Here is a 16,960-nt window from a genome sequence, read left to right as displayed (position 1 = left end):
CCAATACGGAGCAGAGCCATGCGAATCAAGCGCCCCCTGATCGCCACCATTGCCGCCGCGGCCGCCGCGCTGGCCAGCAGCGCGGCCCTCGCGCATCCCAAACTGATCACGTCGACGCCCGCCGACAAGGCCGAGGTGGCCGCGCCGCAGAAGATCGAGCTGACCTTCTCGGAAGACCTTGTCACGCAGTTTTCCGGCGCCAACCTGGTGATGACCGGCATGCCCGGCATGGCCAGCCATGCGCCGATGAAGATGGCAGCCAGGGTGTCCGCCAGCAGCGACCCCAAGGCCATGGTGATCACGCCGGCGCAGCCGCTTCCCGTGGGCAGCTACCGCGTCGAATGGCGCGCCGTGTCGGCCGACACGCATCCTGTCACCGGCAATTTCTCCTTCACCGTCAAGTGATGGCCGGCCATGGACTGGCTCGCCGTCGTGCTGCGCCTGGCGCTCTATGTCGTCCTGGGCCTGGCGTTCGGCCTGCCGCTGTTCTGCCTGACTGCGCTGCGGCGCGATGAACACGATGCGCGGTTCGCCGCGCAGTGCCGGGCCATTGCGCTCGGTTGCGCGCTGGCCGGCATCGCGCTGTCGCTGGCGGCGCTGGTGGTGATGGCCAGGACGATGAGCGGTGCGGTGTCGTACGCCGCATTGGAGCGCGATGTCTTTGGCATGATCCTGGCCGGCACGGCGTATGGCGTGGCCTGGTCGGTGCGCGTAGCGGCGCTGGTGCTGTGCCTGCCAGGGGTGCTGGCGCTGCGCGCGCGGCCAGTCGCGCAGGCGGTATTGCTGGCGACGCTGTCAGCGGTGGCGCTGGCATCGCTGCCCTGGGGCGGCCACGGCGCGATGAGCGAGGGCATCGGCCATTATGTGCACCTGGCGGCCGACGCCGCACACCTGCTTGCCGCAGGTGCGTGGGCCGGTGCGCTGGCCGCCTTCATGCTGCTGTCGCGGGCACGGCTGGGATCCGATCGCGCCGCGCTGTCGCTGCTCAGCCGCACGGCCAACGGCTTCGCCCGTATCGGCACCGGCATTGTCGTCACGCTGGTGCTGACCGGCGCACTGAACTACGGCTTTGTCATCGGACCAGTCTTGCCGGACATGTCGGCAACGGCTTACGGTGGCTTGCTGGCCGCCAAGCTGGCGCTTTTCCTGGGGATGCTGACGCTGGCTGCCGCCAATCGCTTCCGCCACGCGCCGCGGCTGGAGCAGGCCTTGCGCGCGGGAGGGCAGCCAGCCATGGCGGCGCGCGCGCTGCGGCGCAGCGTGGCGCTGGAAGCGGTGGCGGGTACCGCGGTGCTGGCGCTGGTCGCGGCGCTGGGCACGCTCTCGCCCGTACCGGGATAACAGGGCCGACCGGCGGTCGGACAATTCCCGGGCGGTTGCAGGGCGGCACCCGCGGTCCATGTTCCCGCGCCAGCCGGCGCGCGGAGCGCCTCAGACGTAGGCGATCAGGCGCCCGGCACAGATCACCAGCACCCACATCACCACCGACACGATGGCACTGATGCGCGCGCCAGCCGGCGGCGCGCGCTCCACGTCCCAGCCGAGCCGGCTGTCATGCAGCCGCCGGTACGGCACCGTGTGAAACCACGCGACGTTGAGCAGTGCCAGCGCGACCAGGCATAGCTTGGCGAGGAAGGCCGGGTTGGTGGCCAGTTCGTCCGCGTGTGCCATGAACAGCAGCACACCGCTGGCGGCGACGGCGACAAAGGCCGCGACCGTGAACGGCAGCGCATGGCGCAGCAGCAGGCTGACCGGCAGCCGGCGTCCGAGCCCGGCCAGGCGCATGTCGACCACGACGATGGAGCCGAACAGCAGTGCCATGCCGGCGAGATGGACGATCTCCACCGCCGGGTAGGCCCACGCGGAGGAGCGCAGCGCGGCCGCGAACGGCAGCCGCGCCAGGCCGGCGGCCCATTCGCTCCATTGCGCCAGCAGTGCCGCCATGGCGCGCGTGGCGGCTCAGCGCAGCTCGACGGTCTTGCCGTCCACGGTGATGCGCTCGGCGCGCAGCTCGTTAGCCTTTTCCTTGCTGGCGTAGCCGACCAGCGTGACCTCGCGGCCCACGGCGACCTTGTCGGCGGTGGCGCCGCGCGCTTCCATGCGCGACACCGGGGCGAGGATGGCCAGCCAGCGCTTGCCGCTCGCATCGATGCGGATATGCGCGTGCGGGTTCTCGTAGTGGCTCTCGACGATCTTGCCGGTCAGCGTCAGGGGCTTGGTCTCGTCGTAAGTCGACCAGCCGTGGTGGGCCAGGGCAGGCACGGCCGCCAGCGCCAGCGTGGCGCTGGCGGCGAGGATCAGCGAGCGGAAGCGGTTCGGCATGGGGCGGTGGTCTCCGGTCAGGTGCGGGGTCAGGTGCAGTATAGGCGGCGCTGGACTGCCTCGCAGGTCCGCGTCATGGCGTAGATCATGGCCGGCAACTGTCCGCGCGCTGCACCAGCCGGTGCAGGCTCGGGCTGATGGGCTTGAGCGCGGCACGCTCGGCCGTCAGCGCAAGGGCCAGGTTGCGGCGGCCGGCACGCAGTGCCGACTCGATCAGCGTCAGGCCGATCACGTCGCGCTGCGCATGGCTGCCGCCGAAGCGATGGGCGATCAGCCGCACCGGCAGCAGCAGGTCGATCGAGCCGGCGTAGTCGCCCTGGTCGAACGCGATCAGCGCATCGGCCACTGGCAGGCCCACGTCGCGCGACATCATGGCGTTGGTGCCGTTGCCCAGCGCGGCGCGCTCGAGCGCGGCTCGCAACTGGTCCACGGCGGCCGGCCGGTGCGCGCCCAGGCTCGCCATCACGGCGTGGACGTCGTTGAAGGCGTAGTAGCCGGCCGCGCCACGGCCCAGCCAGTCGTCCGCCACGGGCTGCCAGCGCGTGCCCACGTCGACGCCGCGCAGATGCAGCCGCCACAGCAGCGCGGAGGCATCTACCAGGTCCAGCGCGATCGCCGGCGCCGGGCGGCTGATCTCGTGGTCGTACAGCGCCAGAACGTCGCCGATGTTGCCGGTTTCGAGCTGGAACAATGCCAGGTGCCACCAGTTGTGCACGGCCAGCATGTTGTCCTCGGACCAGTCGTCGCGGCGTGCATTCAGCCAGGCGATGCCGTCGTCCAGCCGGCCCTGCATCTCCATGACGTGCGCCACCGCGTGCACGGCCCACGGGTCGCGCGGGTTCAGTTCGAGCGCGCGCCGGCCGCTTTCCTCGGCGCGGCCATAGAGCTGGGTTTCTTCCAGCCCGAAGGCGTGCATGCCAAGCAGGTAGCCATAGCCCGGCATGCCCTCGTCCCAGTGCGGCAGCACCTGCGAGACGCGGTCGCGCAGCATGGACGACTGCCCCAGCAGGAAGTCGCCCAGGTGCGCCACCTGGATCGCCAGCAGGTCGCGTGGATAGTCGACCACGATATCGCCGTACAGCCGCAGCGAGCGGTCAAACTCGCCGTCCAGCCACGCGCGCGCCGCGGCCAGGTGGCGCTGCTCGCGCTCGTTCAGCCCGGTCAGCGCCTCGCCGGCTTCCACGCTGTCGCGCAGCATGGGTTCGGCGGTGCCGTCGCCGGCGGTCAGCATCAGGCCGGCGCGCAAGGCATGGCCCATGGCGAAGCCGGGATCGGCGTCGAGCGCAGCGTCGATGACGCCGAGCGGGTCGCCGTAGTAACCGTTCAGCAGCCGCAGTGCCGTCTCGTACAGCTCGACCGAGCGGTCGTTTTGGGTGGAGACCGCGAGATCCCTTGAGTCCGTCAATGCCATGGCATCCTCCATGCACCCCGGCCGCGCCGGGACTGTCAGAATCATCGTAGACCGCAAAACGGTGCATGCAACGGGACCCGTGTCGCAATCCGCCGCAAACGCCGCATACGCCGCATGGCGTGACCCGCCTGTGCGCCGCCTGTGTGCCGCCTGTGCGCCATCGGGCGCTGGCGGGCAAGGGGGATGACGGCCTAAGTTACACTGCCGCATCCCAATCACGACAACACGATGGCCTTTCCCATGAAAACTCTCGCGCTTCTTGTCGGCTCCCTGACCCTTGCCTGTGCCGCTGCCTCTGCCTTGGCGGCGGGTCCGGCGGCTTCCGCGCCCGCCGCCCCCGCCGCGCCTGCGGCGCCGCAAACGCTGCCTTCGGGCATGGCCATCCAGCACCTGGTGAAGGGCACCGGTGCTTCGCCCAAGGCCACCGACACGGTGCAGGTCCACTACCGCGGCACACTCGCCGACGGCACCGAGTTCGACAGCTCGTACAAGCGTGGCCAGCCGATCTCGTTCCCGCTCAACCGGGTGATCCCGTGCTGGACCGAAGGCGTACAGGCGATGCAGGTGGGCGGCAAGGCCAAGCTGACCTGCCCGGCCTCGACTGCCTACGGCGCGCGCGGCGTGCCGGGCACGATCCCGCCGAACGCGACGCTGACGTTCGAGGTGGTGCTGCTGGGTATCGGCAGCTGATCCGGGCGCAGGCGCCGCGTCAGCGCTGCGGCTGCGGCTGCGGCTGCGGCTGCGTCGGTGCCGGTGCCGGTGCCGGTGCCGCGGCCGGCATGGCGGGCTCGCTGTCCTTGACGTTGCCCTGTTCGTCGTCGTCGCCGTAGTCGGGCAGCGCCGTGTTTTCCCCAAGCAGGTAGCGCCTGCGTTGCAGGTACGCATCGCGCACGAATGTGTACTTGTCCAGCGCCGCCAGCGACAGCAGGTCGGTCGCGCCCAGCAGGTTGGTGCGCACGTCGATCACGTTGGCGCCATACAGCGAATTCCGCACCGCCGGCTCGGCATAGGTGCTCGGATCGAGCCAGAAATTCACATACAGGCCCACGCCGTCGCGAAACGAACTCGGGCCGAACACCGGCAGCACCAGGTACGGCCCCGACGGCACGCCCCACGTGCCCAGCGTCAGCCCGAAATCCTGCGAACGCTTTTCCAGCCCGGCCGGCGTGGCGATATCGACCAGCCCGCCCAGCCCGAGCACGGAATTGACCGCGACCCGCATAAAGCTTTCCGCCGCCGCCACGCCCTTGCCCTGCAGCAGGTTGTTGGCAAAGTTGCCCACGTCGGCGAGATTCGAGAAGAAGTTACTGACGGCGGTGCGCACCGGCTCCGGCGTGACCGCCTTGTAGCCCTGCGCGACCGGCTTCGCCACGTACTGGTCGAGCTTGTCGTTGACCGTGAACACGGCGCGGTTCATCGGTTCGAGCGGATCGTCGGGGTTGGCCTGCGGGCCGGTGGCGCAGCCGGCGAGCAGGGCTGCGGCAACGGCAGTGGTGGCAAGGGAAATGGCAGGCGAGCGCGGGCGGATGCGGAAAGTCATCGTACGAAAAGGGCGCGGCAAGTGTGACGGCTCAGGGGGAGGGCGCGGCGGGCTTGTCGTGGCCGGGATGCGCCTCTTCGCGCGGTCGGCCCATCAGGATCGGCTGGAAGAACACCGCGCCCACCAGCGTGCACACCAGCGCCAGCGCCAGCAGCTTGCCCATGCTGGCGGTGCCGGGATGGTGCGACAGCCACAGGCTGCCGAACGCGGTGGCGGTGGTGGCGGCGCTGTACAGCACCGCATGCGTCAGGCTCGATTGCAGCAGCTTGGTCTTGCCATGCCGCCAGGCAATCACGTAGTAGATCTTGAAGGCCACGCCGATGCCCAGCAGCAGCGGCAGCGCGATCACGTTGGCAAAGTTCAGCGCAATGCCGAACACCACGCACAGCTCCAGCGTGACGATGGCTGACACCAGCAGCGGCACCAGCGTGCGCAGCACGTCGCCGAAGCGGCGCAACGTGATCCACAGCAACAGCGTAATCGACAGCACCGCCCAGGCGCCGGCCTGCCCAAACGCCGTCATGATGGTGCCGGCCGAGCCGCGCACGGCGATGGGGCCGCCGGTGGCGGCAGGCTCCACGCGTTGCACCGCGGCGATAAAGCGGTCCAGCGCGGCCTCTCGCTGCACGCTGCCGGCCGGCGGCAGCTTCGGGCTGACGCTGACCAGCGCGCGGCCATCGGGAGTGACCCAGTCGCGCACCAGTTCCGGCGGCAGCGTTTCGCGGCTGACCGGCTGCGGGCCGAGCGCGAGCCTGAGCCGGGCCAGCGCCAGCTGCAGCGGCAGCGCGATGGCGCGCTCGGCGCGGTCCCGCGTGGCCGCGTTGGCGCCGGCGAGTTTGTTCAGCGTGGCCGACAGGTGCGCGGCTTCGGCCGCACCGGGGCCGGGATGCTCGTCGGCGGCGAGGGCGAGCTGGCGCGCCGCGTTGCGCAGCGCATTGACGCGGGCGGTGTCGTTCGCGGGTGTGGCGGTGGGCTGCGTGAGCGCCGGCATCAGCGCGGTCGACGCCTGCGCGATCGCCTGCAGCTTGGGCGGCTGGTCGTCGGGGATGAAGCTCTGCAGCGTGACCGTGCGCGCCACCTCCGGCAAGGCCGCGAGCCTGGCAGCGCTGTCGCGCGCCGCCTGCAGCGACGGCGCCAGCACGCTGACATCCTCGGTGCCGGCCTGCGGCGCGTCTTTCAGCGCCAGCAGCGTCGCCATCGATTCCGATTGCGGGTCTTTCAGGTGCAGCGGGTCGAAATCGAAACGCAGGTCTGGCAGCAGCGGCGCGCCGGCGAGAATGGCCAGCAGCGTCACCAACAGCACCGGTTTGCGGTAGCGCTCGAAGAACAGGTCCGCCGGCGCCAGCCAGGCAAAGCCCGGCGCCTCGGCTTCGCCGCCGGGCCGCAGCACGCAGATCAGCGCCGGCAGCAGCGTGAACGTGGTGGCAAACGCGACGAACATGCCGACGCCGGCGATCAGGCCCAGCTCGGCCACGCCGCGGTAGTCGGTCGGCAGGAAGCAGAAGAACGCCGCCGCGGTCGCGGCCGCGGCCAGCGCCAGCGGCGCCCCGACCGCGTGCGCGGCCATTCCCAGTGCCTCGACCACATGGTCGCGGTCATGGCGCTCGGCGCGGTAGCGCACGCCGAACTGGATGCCGAAGTCCACGCCGAGGCCGACGAACAGCACCGCGAACGCGACCGAGATCATGTTCAGCGCGCCCACCATGGCCAGCCCCAGCGCCGCGGTGATCAGCAGCCCGGCGAACAGGCTTGCCAGCACGGCCACGATCAGCCGCGCCGAACGCAGCGCCAGCCACAGGATCAGCACCACCACCAGCACGGTCAGCACGCCATTGAGCACGGCGCCATCGCTGACCGAGGCAAATTCATCGTCGGCCAGCGCCTGCGGGCCGGTCAGCCGCACCGTCGCCTGGTAGCGCTGCGCCAGCTGCAGGTCGGCGGCCGCCTGCCGGATCGCGCGCGAGGCCGCGGCGCCGGCCTGCAGGTCGCTGTAGTCGAGCACCGGGCTGACGGCGACGTAGCTGTAGGCATGGCCGTCCGGGCCGGGCTTGAGGCTGTCGTCGACCAGTCCGGCCCACGACAGCGCCGCGGGCTTGCCGGCCAGCACCTGGTCCAGTGCCTGCGCGCTGCTGCCGAGCAGCTTTGCCATGTCGCCAAGCTTGACCTGGCCCATCTGCAGCGGCAGCGTCAGCGTGGTGGTGAGGGTATCGGAGAGGCCGCGCAGCGTGGGGTCGTGCGCCAGCGCGCCGACCAGCGGACGCGCCTGCACGAGTTGCTGCGACAACTGGCGGACTTCGTCGGGATCCGCGAACAGCAGCCCGTTGCGCGCGAAGAACGCCCCCCCGCCAGGCTGGCTGACCGCGGTGAAGCGCGCCGGCTGGCGGCGTAGCGCCTCGGCCAGCGCATCGGCGGCGGCATCGGCCAGTTCCGCGGCGGGCGCCTGCACTACCGCCAGGATCAGCTGGTTGCGCTGTGGAAAGGCGTTGCCGATGGCGGCATCGCGTTGTGCCCACGGCGCCTCCGATTCGAGCAGGCGGCCGATGTCGGTGTTGATGGCAAAGTAGCGCGCCACGTAGACGCCGCTGGCCGCGCTCAGCACTGCCGCCAGCATGATGATCCGCCAGGGCCAGGCCGTGGCGAGCCGGACGATGCGTGTCAGCAGCGAAGTCAGCATGGGCGGATCCGGAAGGAGCACGAACCGCGAGTATATCGGCTGGCGGGGTGGCGCATGCGGCATGCGGCATGCAAGGCGGAGTGGGGCAGGCGTTCCGCTATACTGGCCGCGCACTTGCCAACTGCGCCTGACAGCCATGCGCCACAGGTGCGGCCACACTGTCCTTCCTGCACGAGATCCATGAAGAGTTACGGTTTGCTTCCCCTGGTGCCGCTCGCGGCAGTGGTCATGGTTGCAACGGCGCACGCCCAGGCGGTCCAGCCCGCCGCCAGCCCGGAGAAGCTGGTGCAGGCGGCGGTCGAAGGCGTGATCGGCACGATCCAGTCCAACCCCGACACGCGCGCCGGCGACCTCGGCAAGATCACCGCGGTCGTGCGCAAGCAGTTCCTGCCTTATGCCGACTTCCAGCGCACCACGCGGCTGGCGGTCGGCAGCGCCTGGCGCAACGCGACGCCCGAGCAGCAAAAGCAGCTCTACGAGCAGTTCGAGACGCTTCTGGTGCGCAGCTACGCGGTGTCGCTGGCGCAACTGCGCGAGCAGAACGTCAGGTTCCGCTACCAGCCGTCCAAGACTGGCAGCGGCGCCACCGACGTGGTGGTGCAGACGCGCGTGATCAGCAATGCCGACGAGATGCAGATTGACTACCGGCTGCAGCGCACCGCCGCCGGCTGGCGCATCTATGACATCAATATGATGGGCGCGTGGCTGATCGAGGTGTATCGCAAGCAGTTCGCCGATATCGTCGCGCGCGGCGGCGTGGACGGACTGGTGAACTACCTGACCACGCACAACGCCCGGCAGAACGCCGCCATCTAGGCCTTCCCGGCCTCGCGCGCACGGCTGCGGCGCCAGCGCCGCAGCTCCACCCACTGCCACGATAGCAGCGCCGGCACGCCGAACAGCACTTCGCGCGCGCGCTTGACCAGCGCCAGCGCCAGCGCGACCTGCGCATCCATCCCCAGCGCCTGTCCCAGCAGCATCACCACCGCTTCCTGTACGCCAAGCCCCGCTGGCACGAAGAACGCCACGTTGCGCGCAGCTTGCGTCAGCGCCTCGATTGCCAGCGCATGCCAGAACGGCACCGGGTGGCCCAGCAGCATCAGCGCGAACCACACTTCCAGCGTGCCGGTGACCAGCCCCGCGAGCTGCCACAACACCGCGCTGACCAGTTCGTTGCGGCGGCGGTTGAGCGCGCGGATATGGGCATCCAGCCGCGCGCCGTCGATCATGGCCACCAGGCGGTTTTCCTCGCCGAACAGACGGCGTGCCGCGCCTTCCAGTTTTTCAAAGACCGCGCTGTAGCGCAGCGACAGCGCGAACAGGACCGGCACCGGCAGCGACAGCAGCAGGCCGGCCAGGATGATCCACGCCTGCCCGCCTTCCTGCAGCGCCGCCACCAGCACCAGCACGCCCAGCGCCGAGAACAGGTACTGCGCGAACAGCGTGGTCATCACCTCGACCACCACGCTGGCGGCGACCGCGGTGGTATCGCGGATGCGCAGCCGCGTCAGGCGGATGCCGACCAGTTCGCCGCCGATGCTGGCGGTGGGCAGCAGGCGGCCGACCGCTTCGCGCACGGTGGCGACCCACCACAGGAAGCCCAGGCCGGCGTTCTCGTCGGGATCGGCCGAGTTCAGCAGTACGCGCCAGCCCTGCGCGTCGAGCAGCAGCGGCAGCGCATGCAGCGGCACCAGCGCCAGCAGCAGCCAGCCGCCCTGGGCCACGATCGCGGCGATGTCGCCGATGCCCTGGTGCACCACCAGCACGGTCAGGACCAGCAGGCCTAGCAGGCCGGTGAGGATGGCGATGCGCTTCATGGTCCGGAAATGGGTCGCAAACAGGTCGCCATCAGGCCGCCATCAGGCCGGCAGCACGTCGGCAAAGCCGCCGCGCCGGCTGGCGGCACGCTGGAGCGCGGCGCGCACGCGCGGCGACAGCAGGGCGGCCAGCTCGTCGGCGTGGCGGTAGCCGTGCATCGATGGGGCGATGGCCTCGCCCGACACCACTGCCGGGTGCAGGTAGAATTCGCCCACGCCGGCCGGCAGCCGCGCCAGCGCTTCAAGCAGCGCCGCTTCATCCATCTGCCCGCTGCGCGCGATGCCGACCACGTAGTCGTTGTGGGCGATACCGGCGCGGGCCAGGCGCCGGCGCAGCAGCGCCAGCCACGGCCGCAACAGCAGCGGCGCGCCGGCTTCGCGCGGCAGGCGCATGGCGCGCAGGCCGTAGTCGCGGCCGATCGACAGGATCAGCGCCAGCACGGTCGGGTGCAGGTGGAAATGCTTGTGCGTGTTGACATGGTCCAGCGGCAGTCCGGTGGCAGCGAAGGCGTCGAACTGCGCGCGGATCTCGGCCGCCAGTTGGCGCCGCACATCCGGCAGGAAGAAAAAGCGGCAGCCATCGAGCGCCATGGCCGAGCCGAAGCGCCCTTGTGCATCGACCAGCGCCGGGATCTGCGCACGCGGCAGCGTGGCGGGTCCGTCGGCCAATACCACGTGCAGGCCCACGCGCAATGACGGCAGCCGGCGTGCGCGCGCGACCGCATCGGCCACGGCCGGGGCGCCCACCATCAGGCTGGCCGCATTGAGCACGCCGTCGCGATGAGCCAGTTCCACGGCCTCGTTGACGGCCGGATGCAGGCCGAAGTCGTCAGCGGTGACGATCAGCGCGCGTTGCGACGCATCGATGCCCTGTGGAGCGTCGGGTGCCAGGATCAGGCCTCGTGCGAGCGCAGGAAGCGGAAGAACTCCACGCCTTCGCGCAGGCGCCGCTTCATCATGTCCCAGCTTCCCAGCATTTCCCGCACGATTTCCCAGATCTTGCCGGGGCGGAAGTAGAAGCGCTTATAGAAGGTCTCGACGCCGTGGTAGATCTCTTCCTTAGACAGGTGCGGGTAGCTGATCGCGGCCAGCTGCACACCCTGGTCGTTGACTAGGTTGATGACCTTGTTCTCTTCCAGCCAGCCGTTGTCGACCGCCTGGCGGTACAGCGTGGTGCCGGGGTAGGGCGCGGCCAGCGACACCTGGATGGTGTGCGGGTTGATTTCCTTGGCGTACTCGATGGTCTTCTCGATGGTCTCGCGCGTCTCGCCCGGCAGGCCCAGGATGAAGGTGCCGTGGATCTGGATGCCGAGCTTGCGGCAGTCCTCGGTGAAGCGGCGCGCGATGTCGGTGCGCAGGCCCTTCTTGATGTTCAGCAGGATCTGGTCGTCGCCCGACTCATAGCCCACCAGCAGCAGGCGCAGGCCGTTCTCCTTCATGATCTTCAGCGTGCTGTACGGCACGTTGGCCTTGGCATTGCACGACCACGTCACGCCCAGCCTGCCCAGCCCGCGCGCGATCTCTTCCACGCGCGGCTTGAAGTCGGTGAAGGTGTCGTCGTCGAACATGATTTCCTTCACCTCGGGCATGTTCTCCTTGATCCATTTCACCTCGGCGATCACGCTGTCGGCCGAGCGCGTGCGGTAGCGGTGCCCGCCCACGGTCTGCGGCCACAGGCAGAAGGTACAGCGCGAGCGGCAGCCGCGGCCGGTGTAGATCGACACGTATGGGTGCTTCAGGTAGCCGATGAAGTAGTTCTCGATCTTCAGGTCGCGCTGGTAGACCGGCGCCACGAAGGGCAGCTCGTCCATGTTCTCGATCATCGGGCGCTGGCTGTTGTGTTCGAGCGAGCCGTCGGGCAGGCGGTAGGACAGGCCCAGTATGTCCTTGAGCGGCTTGCCGGCTGCGACATCCTGGCAGGTGTAGTCGAATTCCTCGCGGCAGACGAAGTCGATCGCGTCGCTGGCGCCGAGCGTGCCGCCGGGATCGACCGCGGGCTTGGCGCCGACCATGCCGATCATCACGCCGGGTTTGCGCTTTTTCAGTTCCTCGGCGAACCTGGCGTCGGTGGGGAAGGAGGGCGTGCTGGTGTGGATGATGACCAGTTCGTACCCGTCGGCGATATCGAGCGTCTGCTGCACGGACAGCTCGTCGGCGGGCGCGTCGAGCACGCGGCTGCCGGGCACCAGCGCGGCGGGTTGCGCCAGCCACGTGGGGTACCAGAACGACTTGATCTCGCGCTTGGCCTGGTAGCGCGAACCGGCGCCGCCGTCGAAGCCGTCGAAGGACGGGGCCTGGAGGAACAGGGTTTTTTTCATAGCGGCCTCTTGGTATGGATGCCGGTGAAAGGTGGGGAGTCAGGGAGGGGCTTCGTGGATGCGCCTGCCCTCTCCCCCAACCCCTCTTCCGCGTGCGGGGAGCGAACCATCAGGAATTCCGGGCCCGCTTGTTTTCGCCCCTCTCCCGCTTGCGGGAGAGGGGCGGGGGAGAGGGCCGGCGCTCGGCCGGAGTGCTGCATATCACGTACCGAAAGCACCTGCTCCCGCCACTGCACGCGCTTGCCAACCAAGGCAATCGCCCAGCCCGCCAGCAGCAACCCATCACGCAACGGCGCGCGCAGCGCGGCGGCCGCATTGCCTGCCAGGATACTGCGTGCCATCGCACCAGCAGCCGCCACGGCGAACACCCACGGCAGCGGCGCCAGCCACAAGCCCAAGGCCAGCATCGGCCAGGTAAAGGTAATAAACGTAAAGCCAAAACCCAGCGGATTCAGCGACCGGATCGTCCGCAGCCAGCGCAATTCATGCCGCCACAGCGCGGCAAAGCGCTCTTCGGTGACATCGGTACTCACCACCACATCCGACAACACCGTCCGCAACCCCAGCCGCCGCGTCAGCTCGCCCAGCCAGAAATCGTCCGCCAGCCGGTCCGCCAACGCATCGAAGCCTCCGATCGCAGCCAGCGTCTCGCGCCGCAGCGCAATGGTCGCCCCAAAGGCAAAGCGGCGCGACCCGCCCGCATGCGCGATCCGCACCGACGGCGCGAACCACTCATCGATAAACTGCGCGCCCAGCCGCGACCAGAAGCCACCCGTGGCATGGCCGCGATAGAGGCAGGTGACCACGCCAACGCCGGGATCGGCCAATGGCGCTGTCACGCGCGCCAGGTAGTCCGGCGGCACGGCGATATCGCTGTCGGCGACCGCTAGCCAGTCATGCCTGGCCTGCGCGAACAGATTGACCAGGTTGCTGACCTTGAGATTGCTGCCGTAGATGCGCGGATCCACCACCAGCGCGATATCGCAATCGGGGAAATCGCGCCGCAGCCGCGCCACCACGGCGATCGCGGGATCGTCCGCGGCGCGCGCGCCGAATACCAGCTGGAATTCGCCATGCCGTTGCCGGCACAGCGTGGCGAGGTTGTCGTAGAGCCGTGGCTCGGCGCCGCACAGCGGCTTGAGCACGCTCACCGGTGCCACCACGCAGCCCGCACCGGCAGGCAGCCGCAGCGCACGGCGCGACACCCACGCCGCGGCCAGCGCATAGCCCGCCGACACGCAGGTCAGCGCGGCGCCGGTCAGGATGGCGGCGAGCATGGCCAGGCCCCGGGATCAGTGCGTGGCGGCGCCGCTGGACTCGGCCGCCTGTCGGGCCGGAGGGGCCGGACGGGCCTGATTGGCGGACGGCTTCGCGCGCTGGATTTCCTCCAGCTTGATCTCGACGTGGCGCGAGAACATGTATTCCGCCGGCCGTTGCTGGTCCAGCGCAATGTCCGGCGCCATCGGCCCGCTGGTGCGCACGCCGCGCAGGCTCACGCCCAGCGCCTTGAGCGGGTGGGCGAAGGTATCCGCCACCGCGGTGGCCTCGTAGCCGCTGTGCACCATGCAGTCGGCGCACTTCTCGTAGTTGCCGGTGCCGTAGGCGTCCCAGTCGGTCTCGTCCATCAGTTCGCGGAAGGTCCTGGCATAGCCCTCGCCGACCAGGTAGCACGGCCGCTGCCAGCCGAACACCGTGCGCGCCGGGTTGCCCCACGGCGTGCAGTGGTAGGTCTGGTTGCCGGCCAGGAAGTCCAGGAACAGCGTCGACTGGCTGAAGGCCCAGTTCTTGCCGGCGCGGCCGCGGCCGAGGATGTCGCGGAACAGCTGCCGGGTCTTGCCGCGGTTCAGGAAATGCTGCTGGTCGGGCGCGCGCTCATAGGCATAGCCCGGCGACACGGTGATGCCGTCCACGCCCAGCGCCTTGACCGAATCGAAGAACCTGGCCACGCGCTCGGGCTCGGCATCGTTGAACAGCGTGCAGTTGATGTTGATGCGGAAGCCGCGTTCCTTGGCCTGCCGGATCGCCGCCACCGCGCGGTCGTAGACGCCTTCCTGGCACACCGAGCGGTCGTGCATCTCGCGGTCGCCGTCCAGGTGCACCGACCAGATGAAATACGGGCTGGGCTGGTACTGCTCCAGCTTCTTCTCCATCAGCAGTGCGTTGGTGCACAGATAGACAAAGCGGCGCCGGGCGATGATGCCGCGCACGATCTCCGGCATGTCCTTGTGCAGCAGCGGTTCGCCGCCGGCGATCGAGACCACCGGCGCGCCGCATTCGTCAACGGCTTCCAGGCATTCCTGCACCGACAGGCGCTGGTTCAGGATCGGGTCGGGATAGTCGATCTTGCCGCAGCCCGAGCAGGCCAGGTTGCAGCGGAACAGCGGCTCCAGCATCAGCGCGAGCGGGTAGCGTTTCTGCCGCGACAGGTGCTTGCCGACGATGTAGGCGCCCACGCGGGCGACCTGCAGGAGCGGGATGGCCAAGGCAGCTTCCTCTGGTTGGGTTCAGCCGGCGATATTCTCGTTGGTGCCGGCAGCGGCTGGCGCGGTGTCGGCCTCGATGTCGGCCTCGATGTCGGCCTCGATGTCGGCCTTGATACGGGCGGCGGCCTTGCCAGCCTTGCGCGGCGCGGCGGACGGCCTGACGTCGGCCAGTTCGGCGGGCAGGCGAAATTCGGCATGCTCCTCGCGCCCGGCCATGGTGGTAACCTCGACCGGGCCCAGCTTGCGCAATGCGGCGATCACGTCCTCGACCATTTCCTCGGGCGCCGAGGCGCCGGCGGTGATGCCGACCACGTTGGCGTCGCGCACCCAGGCCGGGTCCAGTTCGCTGCCGTCGGCGATCAGGTAGCTGGGCACGCCGCTTTCGGTGCCGATCTCGCGCAGGCGGTTGGAGTTGGAGCTGTTGGTCGCGCCGATCACCAGGATGACGTCGGCCAGCTTGCAAAGGTCGCGCACAGCGCTCTGGCGGTTTTGCGTGGCGTAGCAGATGTCGCGTGTATCGGGGCCAACCAGGTTGCTGAAGCGGCGGGCCAGCGCGGCGATGATATTGCGGGTGTCGTCAACGCTCAGCGTGGTCTGCGTGACGTAGGCGACCGGCGTTTCGGGCGGCAGGTCGAGCTGCCCGACCTCGGCTTCGTTTTGCACCAGGATCACGTTGCCCGGGATCTGGCCCATGGTGCCTTCCACCTCGGGATGGCCGGCATGGCCGATCAGGATCACGGTGCGGCCGCTGGCAGCGTACTGGCGGCCCTGGGTATGGACCTTGATCACCAGCGGGCAGGTGGCGTCGATGGCATGCAGCTGGCGCTGGCTGGCATCGGCCACGACCGCGCGGGAAACACCGTGCGCGCTGAAGATGGTCAAGGCGCCGGTCGGAACTTCGTCGAGTTCTTCGACAAAACGCGCGCCTTTTTCCTTCAATCCCTCTACTACGTGCTTGTTATGCACAATCTCATGCCGCACGAACACCGGCGCGCCGTGCTTGGCGAGGGCGCGGTCGACAATCTCGATTGCGCGCACCACGCCGGCACAGAAGCCGCGGGGCTGAGCCAGAATCACCTGCATAGAGTAGACCCCCTGACCCTTTGCAACGGGTTTCAGCAATTGGGATGGCGGGATTTGCGATCCACACGCCGGCGCCGCACCGGAGATTCATCAGGATCACATTTCCGTCGCACGGTGGTTACTATATACCCGACACGCGCGCTTTGTCTGGCAGCGCCACGGCCCGGCGGACCGTACTGCGAGCGCGGCGGGCCGCCTTTGCGGCGCTTGTGCCTCACCGGGAAAACGGCTTTATGACGAGAAACGATGACGTGCTGGTGACAGGAGCCTCGGGTTTCCTCGGGTCGGCGGTAGTGCGGCAGGCGCTGGCGCGGGGTTTCAGCGTGCGCGTGCTGGTACGGCCGCAGAGTCCGCGCACCAACCTTTCCGGCCTGCCGGTGACCGTGGCCGAAGGCGACATGCGCGACGCCGCCGCCGTGGCCGCCGCGATGCAGGGCGTGCGCTACCTGTTCCACGTTGCCGCCGATTACCGGCTGTGGGCGCCTGATCCGGAGGAGATCGTACGCACCAACGTCGATGGCACGCTGGCGGTGATGGAGGCCGCGCAGCGCGCCGGCGTCGAACGCGTGGTCTATACCAGCAGCGTTGCCACGCTGCGCGTCGCCGGTGCGCAGGCGCCGGTGGACGAAACCGCGGCGCTGCACCCGCACGAGGCCATCGGTGCCTACAAACGCAGCAAGGTGCTGGCCGAACGCGTGGTCGAAAGGCTGGTGGCCGACCGCGGCCTGCCCGCAGTGATCGTCAACCCGTCGACGCCGATCGGCCCGCGCGACGTGCGGCCTACGCCGACCGGCCGCATCATCGTCGAGGCGGCGACCGGCAAGATTCCGGCCTTTGTCGAAACCGGGCTGAACCTGGCGCATGTGGACGACGTCGCCGAGGGCCATTTCCTGGCGCTGGAGCGCGGCCGCACCGGCGAGCGCTACATACTGGGCGGTGACGACGTGATGCTGCAGCAAATGCTGCGCGATATCGCCGAGCTGTGCGGTCGGCGTCCGCCTACCATGCAACTGCCGCGCTGGCCGCTGTATCCGCTGGCGCATGCGGCGGAGGCGGCGGCACGGGTGACCGGCAAGGAGCCGTTCATTACGGTCGACGGGCTCAATATGTCGCGGTACCGGATGTTCTTCACGTCGGACAAGGCACGCCAGCAGTTGGGTTATGCGCCGCGCGCGTACCGCGAAGGGCTGCGCGATGCGCTGGCGTGGTTTCGTGCGCAGGGATATCTTGGCTAGTGAGCAGCAGTGAGCAGCAGTGAGCAGCAGTGAGCAGCAGTGAGCAGCAGTGAGCGCCAAATGAGCGCCAAATGAGC

Annotated in this window: 16 protein-coding genes; 5 read left to right on the top strand and 11 right to left on the bottom strand. The window is 69.1% G+C overall.

The features are described 5' to 3' along the window. The first annotated feature begins 18 nt into the window (after nucleotides 1-18). Nucleotides 19-405 (top strand): copper homeostasis periplasmic binding protein CopC, encoded by a 387-nt coding sequence (gene copC, locus ACIP1U_RS11895; protein ID WP_400314904.1) that lies wholly within the window; start codon nucleotides 19-21, stop codon nucleotides 403-405. A 9-nt stretch (nucleotides 406-414) separates the two neighbouring features. Then, entirely contained in the window at nucleotides 415-1,341 is a 927-nt protein-coding gene (gene copD / locus ACIP1U_RS11890) for a copper homeostasis membrane protein CopD (RefSeq protein ID WP_400314903.1), read from the top strand. Nucleotides 1,342-1,431: 90 nt separating this feature from the next. Here the strand turns inward: copD and ACIP1U_RS11885 are convergent, their stop codons facing one another. The 3 genes from ACIP1U_RS11885 to ACIP1U_RS11875 form a co-directional block, all read right to left on the bottom strand. After that, complete coding sequence (locus ACIP1U_RS11885; protein WP_400314901.1) at nucleotides 1,432-1,944, bottom strand: DUF6644 family protein; 513 nt, start codon at nucleotides 1,942-1,944, stop codon at nucleotides 1,432-1,434. A gap of 15 nt (nucleotides 1,945-1,959) precedes the next feature. Continuing rightward, complete coding sequence (locus ACIP1U_RS11880) at nucleotides 1,960-2,322, bottom strand: DUF6152 family protein (RefSeq protein WP_400314900.1); 363 nt, start codon at nucleotides 2,320-2,322, stop codon at nucleotides 1,960-1,962. Nucleotides 2,323-2,407: 85 nt separating this feature from the next. Then, entirely contained in the window at nucleotides 2,408-3,733 is a 1,326-nt protein-coding gene (locus ACIP1U_RS11875; protein ID WP_400314899.1) for a tetratricopeptide repeat protein, read from the bottom strand. Nucleotides 3,734-3,973: 240 nt separating this feature from the next. Here ACIP1U_RS11875 and ACIP1U_RS11870 point away from each other — a divergent pair, with 240 nt between their 5' ends. After that, nucleotides 3,974-4,423 carry an FKBP-type peptidyl-prolyl cis-trans isomerase gene (locus ACIP1U_RS11870; protein ID WP_400314898.1) on the top strand — a complete coding sequence of 150 codons (450 nt, stop codon included), beginning with the start codon at nucleotides 3,974-3,976 and terminating at the stop codon, nucleotides 4,421-4,423. Nucleotides 4,424-4,442: 19 nt separating this feature from the next. On the opposite strand, the gene ACIP1U_RS11865 is transcribed toward ACIP1U_RS11870, so the two are convergent. Then, nucleotides 4,443-5,273 (bottom strand): VacJ family lipoprotein, encoded by an 831-nt coding sequence (locus ACIP1U_RS11865; protein WP_400314897.1) that lies wholly within the window; start codon nucleotides 5,271-5,273, stop codon nucleotides 4,443-4,445. 31 nt (nucleotides 5,274-5,304) lie between these two features. Next, nucleotides 5,305-7,947 (bottom strand): MMPL family transporter, encoded by a 2,643-nt coding sequence (locus ACIP1U_RS11860; protein WP_400314895.1) that lies wholly within the window; start codon nucleotides 7,945-7,947, stop codon nucleotides 5,305-5,307. A 180-nt stretch (nucleotides 7,948-8,127) separates the two neighbouring features. On the opposite strand from ACIP1U_RS11860, the gene ACIP1U_RS11855 reads away from it, so the two are divergent. Then, nucleotides 8,128-8,763 carry a phospholipid-binding protein MlaC gene (locus ACIP1U_RS11855; RefSeq protein WP_400314894.1) on the top strand — a complete coding sequence of 212 codons (636 nt, stop codon included), beginning with the start codon at nucleotides 8,128-8,130 and terminating at the stop codon, nucleotides 8,761-8,763. Here ACIP1U_RS11855 and ACIP1U_RS11850 read toward each other — a convergent pair. From ACIP1U_RS11850 to ispH, 6 genes are read right to left on the bottom strand one after another with little or no spacing between them, the layout of a single operon-like run. Beyond that, the gene (locus ACIP1U_RS11850; protein WP_400314893.1) at nucleotides 8,760-9,764 is read right to left on the bottom strand and encodes a flippase-like domain-containing protein; all 1,005 of its coding nucleotides are present in this window, start codon (nucleotides 9,762-9,764) and stop codon (nucleotides 8,760-8,762) included. The two genes, ACIP1U_RS11855 and ACIP1U_RS11850, sit on opposite strands and share 4 nt — an antisense overlap. A 42-nt stretch (nucleotides 9,765-9,806) precedes the next feature. Continuing rightward, entirely contained in the window at nucleotides 9,807-10,610 is an 804-nt protein-coding gene (gene hpnK / locus ACIP1U_RS11845; protein ID WP_400315429.1) for a hopanoid biosynthesis-associated protein HpnK, read from the bottom strand. 47 nt (nucleotides 10,611-10,657) lie between these two features. Beyond that, nucleotides 10,658-12,082, bottom strand: coding sequence for a hopanoid biosynthesis associated radical SAM protein HpnJ (hpnJ, locus tag ACIP1U_RS11840; RefSeq protein ID WP_400314891.1), 1,425 nt, complete (start codon nucleotides 12,080-12,082; stop codon nucleotides 10,658-10,660). Beyond that, a complete protein-coding gene (gene hpnI, locus ACIP1U_RS11835; protein ID WP_400314889.1) occupies nucleotides 12,079-13,359 on the bottom strand; it encodes a bacteriohopanetetrol glucosamine biosynthesis glycosyltransferase HpnI in 1,281 nt (426 codons plus the stop codon). The genes hpnJ and hpnI overlap by 4 nt, the downstream gene beginning before the upstream one ends. Nucleotides 13,360-13,374: 15 nt before the next feature. Beyond that, a complete protein-coding gene (gene hpnH, locus ACIP1U_RS11830; RefSeq protein WP_400314887.1) occupies nucleotides 13,375-14,565 on the bottom strand; it encodes an adenosyl-hopene transferase HpnH in 1,191 nt (396 codons plus the stop codon). A gap of 21 nt (nucleotides 14,566-14,586) precedes the next feature. Beyond that, the gene (ispH, locus tag ACIP1U_RS11825) at nucleotides 14,587-15,648 is read right to left on the bottom strand and encodes a 4-hydroxy-3-methylbut-2-enyl diphosphate reductase (protein WP_400314885.1); all 1,062 of its coding nucleotides are present in this window, start codon (nucleotides 15,646-15,648) and stop codon (nucleotides 14,587-14,589) included. A 233-nt stretch (nucleotides 15,649-15,881) separates the two neighbouring features. On the opposite strand from ispH, the gene hpnA reads away from it, so the two are divergent. Then, nucleotides 15,882-16,883, top strand: a complete 1,002-nt coding sequence (hpnA, locus tag ACIP1U_RS11820; protein WP_400314883.1) for a hopanoid-associated sugar epimerase — start codon at nucleotides 15,882-15,884, stop codon at nucleotides 16,881-16,883. The last annotated feature ends 77 nt before the right edge of the window (nucleotides 16,884-16,960 follow it).

This window comes from Cupriavidus sp. NPDC089707 (genome assembly GCF_044748965.1).
Classification (GTDB): domain Bacteria; phylum Pseudomonadota; class Gammaproteobacteria; order Burkholderiales; family Burkholderiaceae; genus Cupriavidus.
The sequence above is the reverse complement of the archived record's forward strand: the minus strand, read 5'-3'. Positions and strand labels throughout refer to the sequence as shown.

Bases quoted from the DNA above. Each gene is read 5' to 3' on its own strand.
- copC (WP_400314904.1), top strand. From the start codon at position 19: ATGCGAATCAAGCGCCCCCTGATCGCCACCATTGCCGCCGCGGCCGCC.
- copD (WP_400314903.1), top strand. From the start codon at position 415: ATGGACTGGCTCGCCGTCGTGCTGCGCCTGGCGCTCTATGTCGTCCTG.
- ACIP1U_RS11885 (WP_400314901.1), bottom strand. From the start codon at position 1,944: ATGGCGGCACTGCTGGCGCAATGGAGCGAATGGGCCGCCGGCCTGGCG.
- ACIP1U_RS11880 (WP_400314900.1), bottom strand. From the start codon at position 2,322: ATGCCGAACCGCTTCCGCTCGCTGATCCTCGCCGCCAGCGCCACGCTG.
- ACIP1U_RS11875 (WP_400314899.1), bottom strand. From the start codon at position 3,733: ATGGCATTGACGGACTCAAGGGATCTCGCGGTCTCCACCCAAAACGAC.
- ACIP1U_RS11870 (WP_400314898.1), top strand. From the start codon at position 3,974: ATGAAAACTCTCGCGCTTCTTGTCGGCTCCCTGACCCTTGCCTGTGCC.
- ACIP1U_RS11865 (WP_400314897.1), bottom strand. From the start codon at position 5,273: ATGACTTTCCGCATCCGCCCGCGCTCGCCTGCCATTTCCCTTGCCACC.
- ACIP1U_RS11860 (WP_400314895.1), bottom strand. From the start codon at position 7,947: ATGCTGACTTCGCTGCTGACACGCATCGTCCGGCTCGCCACGGCCTGG.
- ACIP1U_RS11855 (WP_400314894.1), top strand. From the start codon at position 8,128: ATGAAGAGTTACGGTTTGCTTCCCCTGGTGCCGCTCGCGGCAGTGGTC.
- ACIP1U_RS11850 (WP_400314893.1), bottom strand. From the start codon at position 9,764: ATGAAGCGCATCGCCATCCTCACCGGCCTGCTAGGCCTGCTGGTCCTG.
- hpnJ (WP_400314891.1), bottom strand. From the start codon at position 12,082: ATGAAAAAAACCCTGTTCCTCCAGGCCCCGTCCTTCGACGGCTTCGAC.
- hpnI (WP_400314889.1), bottom strand. From the start codon at position 13,359: ATGCTCGCCGCCATCCTGACCGGCGCCGCGCTGACCTGCGTGTCGGCG.
- ispH (WP_400314885.1), bottom strand. From the start codon at position 15,648: ATGCAGGTGATTCTGGCTCAGCCCCGCGGCTTCTGTGCCGGCGTGGTG.
- hpnA (WP_400314883.1), top strand. From the start codon at position 15,882: ATGACGAGAAACGATGACGTGCTGGTGACAGGAGCCTCGGGTTTCCTC.